This is a genomic window from Salinicoccus sp. HZC-1, from assembly GCF_046736035.1.
In the GTDB taxonomy this organism is placed as follows: domain Bacteria; phylum Bacillota; class Bacilli; order Staphylococcales; family Salinicoccaceae; genus Salinicoccus.
The window spans coordinates 1,930,047-1,943,151 of sequence record NZ_CP177130.1 but is presented as its reverse complement, the minus strand read 5'-3'; the positions used below and the strand labels follow the sequence as shown (position 1 = coordinate 1,943,151).

General features: G+C 43.6%; 14 protein-coding genes and 1 riboswitch. Of the genes, 11 read left to right on the top strand and 3 right to left on the bottom strand.

Annotation, left to right across the window (positions count from 1 at the left end; all coding sequences use genetic code 11):
- Positions 1–242: 242 nt before the first annotated feature.
- Together ACKRAT_RS10220 and ACKRAT_RS10215 are read left to right on the top strand one after the other, a co-directional pair.
- On the top strand, positions 243–515 hold the full coding sequence (locus ACKRAT_RS10220) for a YciI family protein (RefSeq protein WP_411842312.1): 273 nt from the start codon (positions 243–245) through the stop codon (positions 513–515).
- Positions 516–527: 12 nt separating this feature from the next.
- Entirely contained in the window at positions 528–1,388 is an 861-nt protein-coding gene (locus tag ACKRAT_RS10215; RefSeq protein ID WP_411842311.1) for an NAD(P)-binding domain-containing protein, read from the top strand.
- A 125-nt stretch (positions 1,389–1,513) separates the two neighbouring features.
- On the opposite strand, the gene ACKRAT_RS10210 is transcribed toward ACKRAT_RS10215, so the two are convergent.
- On the bottom strand, positions 1,514–2,599 hold the full coding sequence (locus ACKRAT_RS10210) for an IS30 family transposase (protein ID WP_411842310.1): 1,086 nt from the start codon (positions 2,597–2,599) through the stop codon (positions 1,514–1,516).
- Positions 2,600–2,827: 228 nt separating this feature from the next.
- Positions 2,828–2,938: riboswitch (SAM riboswitch) on the top strand.
- 75 nt (positions 2,939–3,013) lie between these two features.
- Here ACKRAT_RS10210 and ACKRAT_RS10205 point away from each other — a divergent pair.
- From ACKRAT_RS10205 to ACKRAT_RS10190, 4 genes are all read left to right on the top strand, one after another.
- Positions 3,014–4,813, top strand: a complete 1,800-nt coding sequence (locus ACKRAT_RS10205) for a PLP-dependent aspartate aminotransferase family protein (protein ID WP_411842309.1) — start codon at positions 3,014–3,016, stop codon at positions 4,811–4,813.
- Between the two features lie 55 nt (positions 4,814–4,868).
- The gene (gene acsA, locus ACKRAT_RS10200; RefSeq protein WP_411842308.1) at positions 4,869–6,545 is read left to right on the top strand and encodes an acetate--CoA ligase; all 1,677 of its coding nucleotides are present in this window, start codon (positions 4,869–4,871) and stop codon (positions 6,543–6,545) included.
- A 221-nt stretch (positions 6,546–6,766) separates the two neighbouring features.
- Positions 6,767–6,922: a nucleoside hydrolase gene (locus ACKRAT_RS10195; RefSeq protein ID WP_411842307.1), complete on the top strand. Its 156-nt coding sequence runs from the start codon at positions 6,767–6,769 to the stop codon at positions 6,920–6,922.
- 100 nt (positions 6,923–7,022) lie between these two features.
- Entirely contained in the window at positions 7,023–8,417 is a 1,395-nt protein-coding gene (locus ACKRAT_RS10190) for a thermonuclease family protein (RefSeq protein ID WP_411842306.1), read from the top strand.
- 51 nt (positions 8,418–8,468) lie between these two features.
- Here the strand turns inward: ACKRAT_RS10190 and ACKRAT_RS10185 are convergent, their stop codons facing one another.
- Complete coding sequence (locus tag ACKRAT_RS10185; RefSeq protein ID WP_411842305.1) at positions 8,469–9,107, bottom strand: HD domain-containing protein; 639 nt, start codon at positions 9,105–9,107, stop codon at positions 8,469–8,471.
- 192 nt (positions 9,108–9,299) lie between these two features.
- On the opposite strand from ACKRAT_RS10185, the gene ACKRAT_RS10180 reads away from it, so the two are divergent.
- The 3 genes from ACKRAT_RS10180 (at position 9,300) to ACKRAT_RS10170 (ending at position 10,732) form a co-directional block, all read left to right on the top strand.
- Entirely contained in the window at positions 9,300–9,722 is a 423-nt protein-coding gene (locus ACKRAT_RS10180) for an Ohr family peroxiredoxin (RefSeq protein ID WP_411842304.1), read from the top strand.
- A gap of 119 nt (positions 9,723–9,841) precedes the next feature.
- Positions 9,842–10,339: a DUF1648 domain-containing protein gene (locus tag ACKRAT_RS10175; protein ID WP_411842303.1), complete on the top strand. Its 498-nt coding sequence runs from the start codon at positions 9,842–9,844 to the stop codon at positions 10,337–10,339.
- Between the two features lie 24 nt (positions 10,340–10,363).
- Positions 10,364–10,732: a hypothetical protein gene (locus ACKRAT_RS10170; RefSeq protein WP_411842302.1), complete on the top strand. Its 369-nt coding sequence runs from the start codon at positions 10,364–10,366 to the stop codon at positions 10,730–10,732.
- Between the two features lie 43 nt (positions 10,733–10,775).
- Here the strand turns inward: ACKRAT_RS10170 and ACKRAT_RS10165 are convergent, their stop codons facing one another.
- Positions 10,776–12,152, bottom strand: a complete 1,377-nt coding sequence (locus ACKRAT_RS10165; RefSeq protein ID WP_411842301.1) for a hypothetical protein — start codon at positions 12,150–12,152, stop codon at positions 10,776–10,778.
- 267 nt (positions 12,153–12,419) lie between these two features.
- Between ACKRAT_RS10165 and ACKRAT_RS10160 the strand changes: the two genes are divergently transcribed.
- Both ACKRAT_RS10160 and ACKRAT_RS10155 read left to right on the top strand, forming a co-directional pair.
- The gene (locus ACKRAT_RS10160; RefSeq protein ID WP_411842300.1) at positions 12,420–12,830 is read left to right on the top strand and encodes a VOC family protein; all 411 of its coding nucleotides are present in this window, start codon (positions 12,420–12,422) and stop codon (positions 12,828–12,830) included.
- Positions 12,831–12,842: 12 nt separating this feature from the next.
- On the top strand, positions 12,843–13,070 hold the full coding sequence (locus ACKRAT_RS10155) for a hypothetical protein (protein WP_411842299.1): 228 nt from the start codon (positions 12,843–12,845) through the stop codon (positions 13,068–13,070).
- Positions 13,071–13,105 lie beyond the last annotated feature (35 nt).

The window sequence follows — 13,105 nt, the reverse complement described above, 5'->3', positions numbered from 1 at the left end:
CTGGAACGGGCCGTAGTAAAATAATCCAACCGCTGTTCGGCTGCAACGTTTAAGTTGCCTGAATAAGTTAGATATTCCTGGAAACCCGTTACTTTAGTGACGGCGTAGTTCATAACCACACTGTTAAAAAGCAGTGTGGTTTTTACCGTCATAGACGATTGTGAAAATGGGAAGAATATGAAATGTTTGGTAATATGAGTTTAAGTAATCTAAATATTCATAAATCAAAACGGAGGGCTACAATGAAATATTTTGCGGTATTCTTGCCTATGAAAGATGCACAGAAAAGTAAAGATTTCAGAGGGGAGCATTTGGATTTCCTTAGTAAAAAGAGAACGGAAGGCACGATTCTGATGAACGGGCGGTTTGTCGACGGTGCCGGCGGTCTGGTCATTTATAGAGGCGATTCATTGGAAGAAGTTGAGAAATTGGTAAATACGGATCCCTATATCGTGAATGGCGCGAGAGACTATGAAATACATGAATGGGAAATGGAGTCGGACTATAACTTTTAGGAGCGTGTCTATATGAAAGTTGGATTTATCGGCCTGGGAATCATGGGCAAACCGATGTGTGCAAACCTGCTGAAAGAAGGCAGCGAAGTTTATATATCCAGCAGTACGCCGTCGACAAATGAAGAATTAAAACAGCTGAATGCAAACGTGGTGGACAATTATAATGAAGTGGCCGGAAATTCCGATGTCTTGATTTTAATGCTTCCGAATTCGCAGGATGTCTACGATGTAGTGGTGGGGAACAATCTTTATAAAGAAATGAAACCGGGTTCAGTCGTGCTCGATATGAGTTCAATTACACCGGAAATGAGCAGGCGGGTGGCCGAACAGCTCAGGAGGGTGGACTCGGATTATATCGATGCACCGGTCAGCGGCGGGGAAGAGAAGGCGATTGAAGGGACACTGTCCATCATGGCCGGCGGTGATGCTGGATCGATGGAAAAGGTGAAACCTTTGCTTGAAATCATGGGGGGAAGTGTGACACATGTGGGCGAAGCAGGCCTTGGTAATGCAACGAAGCTCGTCAATCAGGTGATTGTCGCCAACAATATCATCGCACTTTCTGAAGGTGTGGCTGTCGCTGAAGCACTCGGACTTGATCTTAATACGATGTATGATGCCATAAAAGAGGGGCTGGCCGGCAGTAATGTCATGGATGCCAAAATTGGCAGAATGATAGATTCGGAATATGAACCGGGATTCAAACTGGATCTTCATATGAAAGATTTAAATAATGTTTTCGAAAGCCTGGAAGGAGATGACGGTAAATTGCCGATCACTTCAAAGACCAAAGAGATCATGGGCGAGCTTATTGACCACGGCAAAGGGAACAATGATCATGGCGCTCTTTATGAATATTATCAGAGCCCATGATTTTCTTTAAAACGTAAATTTCAAGTTTAAGTTAGCCACCTTGTGATATTCCCATTCCGGAGATTGTGAACGTCCTATGATGGTGGGTGTGCCGCCGCCCCCGAGGGGGCGGCGGCGATTTCACACTACGCGCTCTGGGCCGGTTGCGTCTGCTTGAATGCTTTAACGAAACATTCATGCGGCGTCTGATAGTCCAGGATTTTCCGTGGATAATCGTTCATCCAGCGTTGGATACGCTGAATCTGCCGGTCGCTGATTTCAGAGATCGGCTGCCCTTTTGGGATGAACCGGCGGATGAGTTTATGCTGATTCTCGCTCGTACCGCGTTCATAGGAAGCAAACGGCCGGGCGAAGTACACATCGGTCACTGTTTTCAGCGTATCATACAGCTTGCTGAACTCCGAACCATTATCCGACGTGATGGTCTGAAACAGTGATGGCATATGCCCACCGGCGCGCTCGACCAGTGATGCCACCGCCTGTGTGACGGGTTGGGCAGCTTTACCATCGATTTTCAGGATGACTTCAAACCGTGTCTGCCGTTCGGCGAGTGTGAGCAGCACCGCATCATGCTTATGTTTGGCGCCGATGACCGTGTCAATTTCCCAGTGGCCGAATGTCTCCCGGGTATTCACTGCTTCAGGGCGTTCGGAGATGGATGGGCCCAGTTTCCGTTTATAATCCGGTGCTTTGCGACGGTTTGATTTTGTATTGCGATGCAGCTTCTCAGCCAGGTCCATGTTTTTGGTACGCATGATCTGACGGTCAATCCAGTTATACAGTGTCGTCGTACATGGAATGAGCGAGACTGGAAAGAGATCGCGTTGTCTCGCTGCACCGATGACCGCATCCGGCGACCAGTGGTGGTCCAGCATCTGTGCATCTGCCCAATCGACAAAGGCATCCGACAGGCTCCATTTCGGGCGCCGGCCACAGTGTCTGCGGTTTTCCATATAGGCCTCATGTGCATAGTCGGGATCGTATACGGTATGGTAATAATCATATGTTTTACCGTTCTGTTTCTGACGGCGCATCTGCTGCACAGTGCCTCTGTTGATTTCATTATGGATGGTCTGAGGCGCACGGCCCAATCGTTCTGCGATTTGACGATTGGAGTATTTCTCTCTCTTCAATATTGCGATTTGTGCCCGTTCATCTTTCGTCAGGTGTTTTCCTTTATTGGATTCAGTGGTATCATGAAGTTGCGTCATGTGATTTCATTCCTTTATTGAGAGTTGTGGTTAACTTCAATATAACATGAAATTCACATGGCGTTTTTTGTATCAAAGGTGGCTAAGTTGATTATAAAATCCACCATTTTCTTTAAAAGTAGAGGCGGTACTTTTAAATTAAACTTAATATTTTGTATTGGGAAAATATTTTGACAAATCATAGTAATCATAGTATTGTAGTATACATTATTAGAAATTAATATTACCAACTTATCTAGAGAGGCAGAGGGACTGGCCCTGTGACGCCCGGCAACCATTAGGCAGACTTGCTTAAAAAGGTGCTAATTCCTGCAGGAGGTTATTCCTGGAAGATAAGAGGAGAATAAAAAGCTCTCTTCTTATACACAGAAGAGAGCTTTTTTCATAAATACATATAAACTTGGAGGAATGAACATGTCAAACGACCAGAATTCAACTTACGACTTGGAAACATTGTCACTACACGGCGGTCAGGCGCCGGACCCTACGACAGGATCCAGAGCGGTGCCGATCTATCAGACGACGTCTTACGTATTCCACGATACAGATCATGCAGAAAGCCTGTTCTCGCTCGATGAGCCGGGGAATATCTACTCCCGTATCGGCAATCCTACGGTAGAAGTATTCGAAAAACGCATGGCACTCCTTGAAGAGGGTGTAGCGGCTGTTGCAACTTCATCCGGGATGTCTGCGATTACACTTTCAATTCTTAACCTGGCAAGTGCAGGAGATGAAATTGTTGCCGGTTCGAATCTTTACGGCGGTACATATAATCTGTTTGCAGTGACGCTTCCACGGTATGGAATCAATGTGAAGTTTGTTGATCCGACAGATCCCGAAAACTTTAAGGCAGCCATTACGGATAAAACAAAAGCGGTATTCGGTGAAACAATCGGCAACCCTGGATTGCAGGTGCTGGATATAGAAAAGGTAGCTGATATCGCACACGAAGCGGGTGTGCCTTTGATCGTCGATAATACTTTTGCAACGCCGCATAATTGCAAACCGATTACTCTCGGTGCGGACATTATCGTCCATTCGGCGACGAAATGGATTGGCGGCCACGGTACTTCCATCGGAGGTATTGTCATCGATGGGGGGCGTTTCAACTGGAATACGGAAAAGTTCCCTGAATTTACGGAACCGGACTCCAGCTACAATGGCATCCGCTATGCAGTCGACTTTGGCACATTGGCATTCAGTACTAAAATCCGGGTACAGCTGCTTCGTGATTTTGGTGCATCTTTAAGCCCGACCAATGCATTCCATCTCATCCAGGGACTGGAGACACTGCATATCCGTGTAGAGCGTCATAATGAAAATGCGGAAAAACTGGCCGAGTTCCTATCTAATCACCCAGCTGTGGAGTGGGTGACGTATCCCGGACTCGAAAATCATCCGTCCCACGAAATTGCCAAAAGGATTTTCAGCAATGGTTTTGGTTCAATGATTACATTCGGTATAAAGGGCGGTAAAGCCGCAGGGAAGAAACTGATTGATAATGTTGCACTCTGGTCCCACGTTGCGAATGTCGGGGATGCCAAATCACTCATCATTCACCCGGCTTCCACAACACATCAGCAGCTGACAAAAGAACAGCTGGAGGAAACGGGCGTATATGAAGAACTTGTCAGATTATCCGTGGGAATCGAATCTGTGCGGGATATACAAAATGACTTGAATCAGGCACTGGCCAAAGCAACAGGAATTGACACTGGAGAAAGTGAAGAGATTGTCATCAATGATGAGGGCGTCATCAAATGGGCGCTGAATTCCCCGACAGAAAAAACTTTGGATGAACACGGTCGCGAAACAACCCGTCAAAAGACACTGGCCGTTGTCGGCCTCAGTGGTAAAGAGGCAAGACCGAGCTATCGCCTGGCACGTAAGATGCAGAGGCTCGGCTATAAGATCATCCCGGTGAACCCGAGGGAAACTGAAATACTGGGTGAAAAGGCATATCCGGATTTAAAAAGTGTGCCGGATCAGATCGACGTTGTGCAGGTGTTCAGAAGTCCGGAAGCGGCAATTGAAATTGCTAAAGAGGCATTGGAAGTAAACCCGAAAGTGTTCTGGCTCCAGGAAGGCGTCATTTCACCGGAAGCTGCGGATATCGCAAGAGACGGCGGTCTGCAGGTCATCCATAACCGCTGCACATATAAAGAGGCCCAGCGCCTCCGCGGCACGATTTCAACATATGCATGTGAAATCTAAGCGTGATGATTCAAATGAATTCTTATAAATAATCATCCAGGAAGGGGCTTTTTTGATGACTTTAAGTCAGTTGGAAATTATCGAACCGGTAGCAGGCACATACAATCTCCCTAATTATTCAGAGGTAAGGCAAAACTTCAAATGGGAGGATGCCAAAGAAGGTTTGAGTTTTAAAGATACAGGCAGACTCAATATTGCCTATGAGACGATCGACAGGCACGTGGATGATGGCTACGGAGATAAAGTCGCACTCCACTATGTGAACGGTGAAGAGAGGGGCGAATATACATTTAAAGAGGTCAAAGATAAAACAGATCACTATGCGCGCATATTAAAAGAAAACGGTGTGCGGAAACAGGACAGAGTGTTCGTCTTTCTTCCGAAGACCCCGGAATGCTACATCGCCATTCTTGCCGTCATAAAAATTGGGGCAATCGCCGGACCTCTCTTTGAAGCGTTTATGGAAGATGCCGTAAGAGACCGGATCAATGACTGTAACGGTACACTGCTCATCACTGATAAAGAAATGGTGAAGCGGGTTCCGACGGAAGATATTCCATCATTGGAAACCATTCTTTTTGCCGAAGATATCGAAGAAGCGCCTTTTGCAGATAATGGAGAAGAATATGTGGAATGGATGGATGCTGAAGATGGCATGCTGATTCACTATACGAGCGGATCAACAGGTAAACCGAAAGGCGTGCTCCATGCACACAGGGTCGTCTCCCACCAGTACCAGTCGGGTAAATGGGTGCTTGATATTAAAGATGATGATGTCTATTGGTGCACCTCCCACCCAGGATGGGTGACAGGCAGTGTATACGGACTGTTTGCCCCTTGGCTAAACCGCGCAACGATTGTCATTCAGGGCGGACGGTTTAAAGCAGAACACTGGTATAAACTCATTGCCGAACTGAAAGTGACAATTTGGTACAGTGCACCGACTGCATTCAGAATGCTTTTATCACAGGGGGATGTACTTAAAGAGTATGATCTGTCTTCATTGAGACATATACTGAGTGTAGGGGAGCCCCTTAATCCTGAAGTGATCTACTGGGCGTGGGACGCACTGGGTGTCAGAATTCATGATACTTGGTGGATGACTGAAACCGGCGCCCATCTGATCGTTAACCTGCCGGGCGAAAAAATCAAACCCGGTTCGATGGGCAGACCATTCCCCGGAATAGAAGTAGGGATTTTAGATGAAGATGGAAATGTCGTCCCGAGAGGTACAACCGGACAGCTTGCTGTCAGAGCGCCTTGGCCGGGAATGATGAAAGAGATATGGGGCAACAAGGATAAATTCGACTCCTACTTTAAATATGAAGGCTGGTATTTATCAGGAGATCTGGCATATCAGGATACGGAAGACTATGTATTCTTCCAGAGCCGTGATGATGATATGATCAATTCAGCAGGTGAGCGGATTGGCCCCTTCGAAGTGGAGAGTAAGTTGATTGAACATGAAGCGATTCAGGAAGCGGGTGTCATCGGGAAGCCGGATGAAGTACGCGGGGAAATCGTCAAAGCATTCATCGTCCTTAGGGATGGATTCGAAAAATCTCCGGACCTGCTCGAAGAAATCCGAATTTTCGTCAGAAATAACCTGGCTGCCCATGTGGCGCCAAGAGAAATCGAAGTGATGAAAGAACTGCCGAAAACGACAATAAGCGGAAAGATTTTAAGAAGAGAACTGAAGAAAAGGGAAATAGAAAAGAGTAATTCACTTTAAACAGCTCAAGCGGTAAAGTAATAATGCTGAAGGTGGGGGATAAACTGCCTGGCACCATTTCAACTTACCGCCTCGAGTAAAAATAACGAATTAAAGTGCTGCACATTCTTTTAAGAGAGTGTGCAGCTTTTTATATTACTGACCATTTGGCTATAATGAAACATAGGAAACAGAATTGATATAAGGAGTGGAGCGTCTGATTATGAAAAACCATTCTTGATGTGGACACCGGAGTAGATGATGTACTATCCATTATTTATATTTATGAAAGCAAGCAGCTCGATTTGCTGGGGGTTACCACTGTTAATGGGAATGTTCCATTAAATGATGTCGTTAGAAATACCAACAAAGTAGTTCAGCTCTTCTTCTATATATGAAGGAGATCTTTTACATATTTCATATATTCAGCACAGCAGCTGTTGATAAAAGATACTGTGTAGTAGAATTATATTAATTAAATTGGTTAAGAGGGATAAAATGTCAATATTATTATATTTACTGTCTTTTTCAGCAGGGATAGGCGTACTGATCACTTTTATTATTGGATTGGCTAATTATTTTTCAAGTGCTGATTATAAAAAATGGTGGCGTATTTCATTGGGACTATTTGCAGCCGCTTCAGTGCTGACATTACTGGCGTCAATATTCGATTCCGATTCGGGATTGAATACAGGACTGGCATTTTTATGGGTCTACGTAAGCCTGCTGATGTTCGCATACATTTTGGTCTACATTATAAAAAGGGTTAAAAAAGATTCGACCAAAGGGTATAAAAAACGCATCGCTACTACATTTATCATTGTTCTTGCACTTATCTTTACCATCGGGGCAACCGCAGGTGATCCTGAAAATGCTGAACGAGAAATCAATGAAGCAACCGCAACGGTCGAGGAAGAGACAAAAGAGCAAACCACTGAAGAAACAACTGCTAATGATGAAAAAGAGCCGGAAGCAGAAAGAGCAGCGCTTGATGCCAAAAGAGCGGAAATAGAAGAACGTAAAAAACTGGAAGAAGAGAAATCTGTAGAACAAAAACAGAAGGAAGACGCACAAAAAGAGTCAGAACAGGAAGAAGCAGAGAAGAAAGAGGCTGAACTCAAAAAGAAAAAAGAGGAAAAGCCGGCTGAAGAGAAATCCACAGAAGAAAAAAGTGCAGAGGAAAAGAAAAATAAGGGTGAATCAAAAACTGAAGAAGAGTCAGCCGAAGAACCGGAAGAAGAAAAGACCTATGAGCCCGGTTCTGAAGACAGGATACCTGTCACTGTAGCTTCATTCACTGACGGGGATACAACGCGCTTCTATTACAATGGTAATGATGAACCTTTCAGATACCTGCTGATCGATACACCGGAGACAAGTCATCCGCGTGTAGGGGAGCAGCCTTTTGGAAAGGAAGCATCTGCCAGAACCAAGGAGCTCCTGAGCAATGCCGATGTCATCGAAGTCGAGTTTGACGTGGGGGCCAGGCAGGATCATTATCAGAGAAACCTGGCATATGTATACGCGGATGGACAGATGGTCAATGAGATTCTAGTCAGAGAAGGACTGGCTCAGGTGAACTATGTGGAACCTCCAAACATCAGACATTTGGAACGTCTTCAGACAGCTCAGGCACTTGCCAAACAGGAACAGATAGGAATCTGGTCGCTGCCACATCCATTTGATTCGGAAATCTACCAGGAAGGCAGCAGCCAGGAAAGTCCCGATTCTGATTCAGAAGAAAATAATTCTTCAACCAGGTCATCAGAAGGTACTGAGCACTTCCAGAACTGTACCGAACTCAGAGAAGTCTATCCTGATGGTGTGGCATCAGATCATCCGGCATACCAGTCTAAAATGGACAGGGACAAAGATGACTATGCTTGTGAATAAATGACAAAAAGCGTGTTCTGAAGTTAATCAGAACACGCTTTTTTCTATGGATCATTCTGACCATGGTGAATGCAGAATGCACTGGCAGAAGTTATTATTTTCATAGTCGGGTCTGAAGTGTTTAATGACATCTTCTTTCATGTTCCCGAAAGTCGTTTCAGGTTTATGTTTGAAATCCTCATAAAATGCCGGAATGATTTCCTGCTTAAAGTCATTTCTCGGAAATGCATCCAATATTTCATTTCGTTTCTCGGCAGGGAATTCTTCGAATCTGTCTCCCATGACGTCCAGTCCGACACCGTGGAAAAGGAGGGCGACTTCCGCCTGCTTGTGTTCTGCAACACCTGGTGTCGTATGAAGTGCAATAGCATCCCAAACGAGCTGTACGGTATTTTCGGGAAGGTCGTAAGTTTCGAGGAACTGGCGGGCCGCGTTTGCACCATCCACTTCAAATCTCAAGTCATCACTCATGTATTTTTCAGTTAATCCCAAGTCATGAAACAGTGCACTGACATATAATAATTCGGGTTCGTGTTTCTGGTTTTCCTTCTGCGCAAACTCTGCGCCAAAGTAATACACACGGTTTGAATGATTCCATAGGAGGTCATTGCCATGTTCTCGTAAAATATCCGCCGCGTCTTTTGCCAATTGTGAATCCGGGGTCTTTATACCTGCAATCTCATTTACCATTAATAAATAACTCCTTTACACTCTGGCTATTCTCAATTTCTTGAGTTGAATCAATTATAAGTAGCCAACATCATCAATGTCCAACAAAGCAGATTATCCATATAGGTTTGTTTAGAAAGTAAACAGAATGTTTGAGACTGCCATTTTTAAGGAATAGACTAGATGTATAATAAATAAGGAGTTGAATGATTAATGAGTATTTATGAAGCAAAAGTGTTTAACACCGGCGGCAGAGGCGGCGAAGTGCACAGTGAAGACAATTCCTTTAAGATGAACGTGAAACAGCCTAAAGAGATGTCAGGCGACGATACTAATGAAACGAACCCTGAACAATTGTTTGCAGCAGCTTACAGTGCCTGCTACAACAGTGCACTTGACGGTGTTTTAAAGAAAGCAAAAGCTGATGACGTAAAACGGACGGTTATTGCAACTGCAAAATTACTCAAAGACGAATCAGACGGCGGCTTTAAACTTGCTGCTGAAATCGAAGTTGAGTTCGAAGGAGTAGAACAGGCTGATGCTGACCAATATGTGCAGGATGCGCATAAAGCCTGCCCTTATTCCAAAATGACTCAAAATGGCATTAATGTTGATGTCAAAGCGACAGTGAAGTAAACAGCAGAATAGTTATGAGGGGGAGGCAATTTATTGTCTTCCTCTTTTTATTTTGAAACAGAAACACTTTAAATCTATAGTATACTTATAACAGTAATGAATTATGGGAAGTGACATCAATGGTTAAAGCAAAAAAGATTGATCTGCCTAAAACAGCAGCGGAAATATTGGCCAATGTGGCAGGGTACAGTGTATTTGTCATCACTATCGCATTTATGATTTTTGGATGGGACAAGCTTCCTGAGGAAATCCCTGCACATTTTAATGCGGCCGGTGAGGTAGATCGATATGGTTCGGCAATCGAGCTGTTGATATTGCCTGTGATTGGACTCCTGGTCGGAGCAGGGATGGAAGTACTTGAAAGATTCCCCGAGATACATAACTACCCGGCAAGACTCGATGATTCCAATCGAGAGGCATTCTACTTGAACAGCCGGCTGATTCTTAACTTAAGCAAGAACATGATATTTATCATCTTTTCCATCATTATTTTAGAAATGATGAGCGTTGCCATTAATAAGACTGCATTATTTGGTGAATGGCTGCTTCCCGTTATTTTGATTCTGGTGTTGGGGCCAGTCGTATTCGGTATGATCCAGCGGAGGAAGATTAAATAATTTACATGAAAGTGAGATTCTTGAATGATTTACTTTATCGCCTTATTTTACATACTCGCAATACTCGGGATTGTTTATTTCCTGGGTAGAAATGAACATAAAAATATCCGCATGATTTCCCTTGGATATTTTATCATTTTAACAATCGCTTTTCTCGTGTCTGCATTCCTCCTTAATTTAGGAGGGGGAAGCAATGCACCGCTGCTTTTCTCTTATTTATATGTGGCGCCTTTTATATTTTTCGTCGGCTACAAGCTGATGAAGTATATTCGTAACTACAAGGGATGGCAGATGATTGTGCTCGCACTGGCCGGTATTTTCAATCTGGTCATCATCGGTTTGATATTGCTGCTCATATTTGTCTACATGTATGAAGGATTGATGAGCATATAAAGGAACAAGCATGAGGCAGGTGCCTCATGCTTGTTATTTTTTATCAGAAAAGCATCGGGATCATGGCAATGGCGATTGCGATGAAGCCCATACGGAATGCGAATCCTATATTCAGTTTAGTGATTTTATAAGGATTTATCTGAAAATATTGTGAGGTCATCGTTGCATTCAAACCATAGGGTGCTGCAGGTGCAATGGCCAGGCCGCATACAACCATGACGATGGCGATACTGAGTATATTGTCGGCGTTCATGATGGGTCCCAGTACTTCAGCGAGTATTGCGAGTGTTGCAATCGGGTGGACCCCGAACATGGCCAACGCATAAATGAAGAGCATCATCAGGATAAGTATCAGTACTGTATAAGAATCGATATAGCTGAACACCTGCTGCATCAGACCCGGCAGCGGGCTGACATTGAAGCCTTCTGAAAATATTCCGAGGGACAGGAATAAAACAGCAAAATTCTGCAGTGTGTTGTTATGATTCCGCCAGGCAGTCCAGCCGCCTTTGACAAATATCTCGAATTTTTGCATTATCATCGCCGTAACAAAAGAAAATGGAATGATAATCATAGCGACTGTCATTACAAATCCAAGATCCGAAAAAATGTTCAGTGTCATTACGAGTGACATGAAGCTGACGAGTAATATCAGCATTTTAATGATCGAACGTCTCAGCTCCTGCTTGTTTACATCCTTAAACGGCGCATCGAGCGCTACATTTTTGAATTCTTTGCGGGATATGATAATTTCGGACAGGCACGTTGCAAACGAACATAAAATGAGCCAGGGCAGCAATGCGAAGTAGGAAAGGCCTGTCGAATCGACTGTCAATCCAACGACCACTTCCAGGGGACTCCAGATTACTGCCAGTGAAAACGCACGGAGAGTGGATTTTATTATAAACTCCTGCCTGAGGCTGACTGTTGCCTTTTTGAACAGCTCACTCAAGACTTGTTGAATTATGTAAATCGCAGATAAATTTAAAAATACACCAAGAAAATAAGTGGTTAAAACACTTCTGCCGTATATCTTCTCCACTCTGTTCTGTTCATCCTGAACCATTTCAGTAATACTTTCATCCAAACCGCCGACCTTTACCACAGTTCCGATCCAGGGAAGTATACTGAAAAAGAATAAGAGCGGCAGGTTATTTGTCGTATTGCTCATTATCGTATGCATGGAATCGCCGGCCATCAGACTCAAAATGATACCGACAGAAATGAACATGGCTCCGATCATTTTGAACAGCCTGGAAGCATACAGCCATGAAATAAGCAGCACTGCAAATGACAGAAAGCTGACTGCTGTCCCAAGTGCAGCAATGTTACTGAAGAAATAAACCAGGAACAGTATGAAGAGTGAAGCATACAAATAGAAGAAATTTCTTAAAATGGTCTGGTTGTACAAAATACTCAAATGCTATCCCTTCTTTCCTAATACCGGACATGTTCATAATTAAATCGTATTTATCCATTATAGTCCATACTGATGAAGGAATTCAAAATTATTTGTTGATTTTAAAAGTTCATGGATGAGCATAGGGAAATGCCCTTAAAAACACCCTTATAGTACGGAGTGCATTGATTTTGTTTTTTAAATGCTGTAATATTCTGAATGATGAAATATATTCAAAGGGTATTTTAGGAAAGATTGTTTTCATATGAGACGAGGGGGAAGGCTGTTATGGCAGTAAATCCATATTTGATGTTTGAGAGGGAAGCAAAAGCGGCGGCTGAACTGTATGAATCGGCATTTCAGACAGAATCGGCGGAACTTATGAGCTACGGAGAGGTTCCCGGGGAGCCGTATGCTGATTCAGTGAATAAGAATTTAATCATTCACGGAAAAATAAACGTGAGGGGCAGTGAAATCATGTTTTCGGATAGTGGAAGCCATTCTGAAATTACTGAAGGTAATAATATAACAGTGGCCGTGACAGATGAAAACTTGGAATATATCAGAAATGCCTATAATGTTCTTAAGGATCAGGGGCAAGTTGAGATGGAACTGCAGGAGACATTTTTCGCCAAAGGACATGCGATGCTTACTGATCGATTTGGTATCAAATGGCAATTGAGCTGTCCGGATGCATAGGGAGGAATACTTATGTTAAGAGTGTTTTGTGCGGCGATACCGGTACTTATCATTATTCTAAGTATTATTTTTGATTTTTCATATATTTGGGTCCTGAATTTATTACTGGCAATTCTGGGCACGATGTTCAGCAGTGTAGATGTCAAATTCAGAAAAAACATGTTATCAATAGGACTGCTCATAGTAAATGCCGGAATACTAATATTTTATACGTTTACCGTCATCAAGGCATTAATATAAGCTATAGAACCCGCGAGATTGAATTTAATAATCCC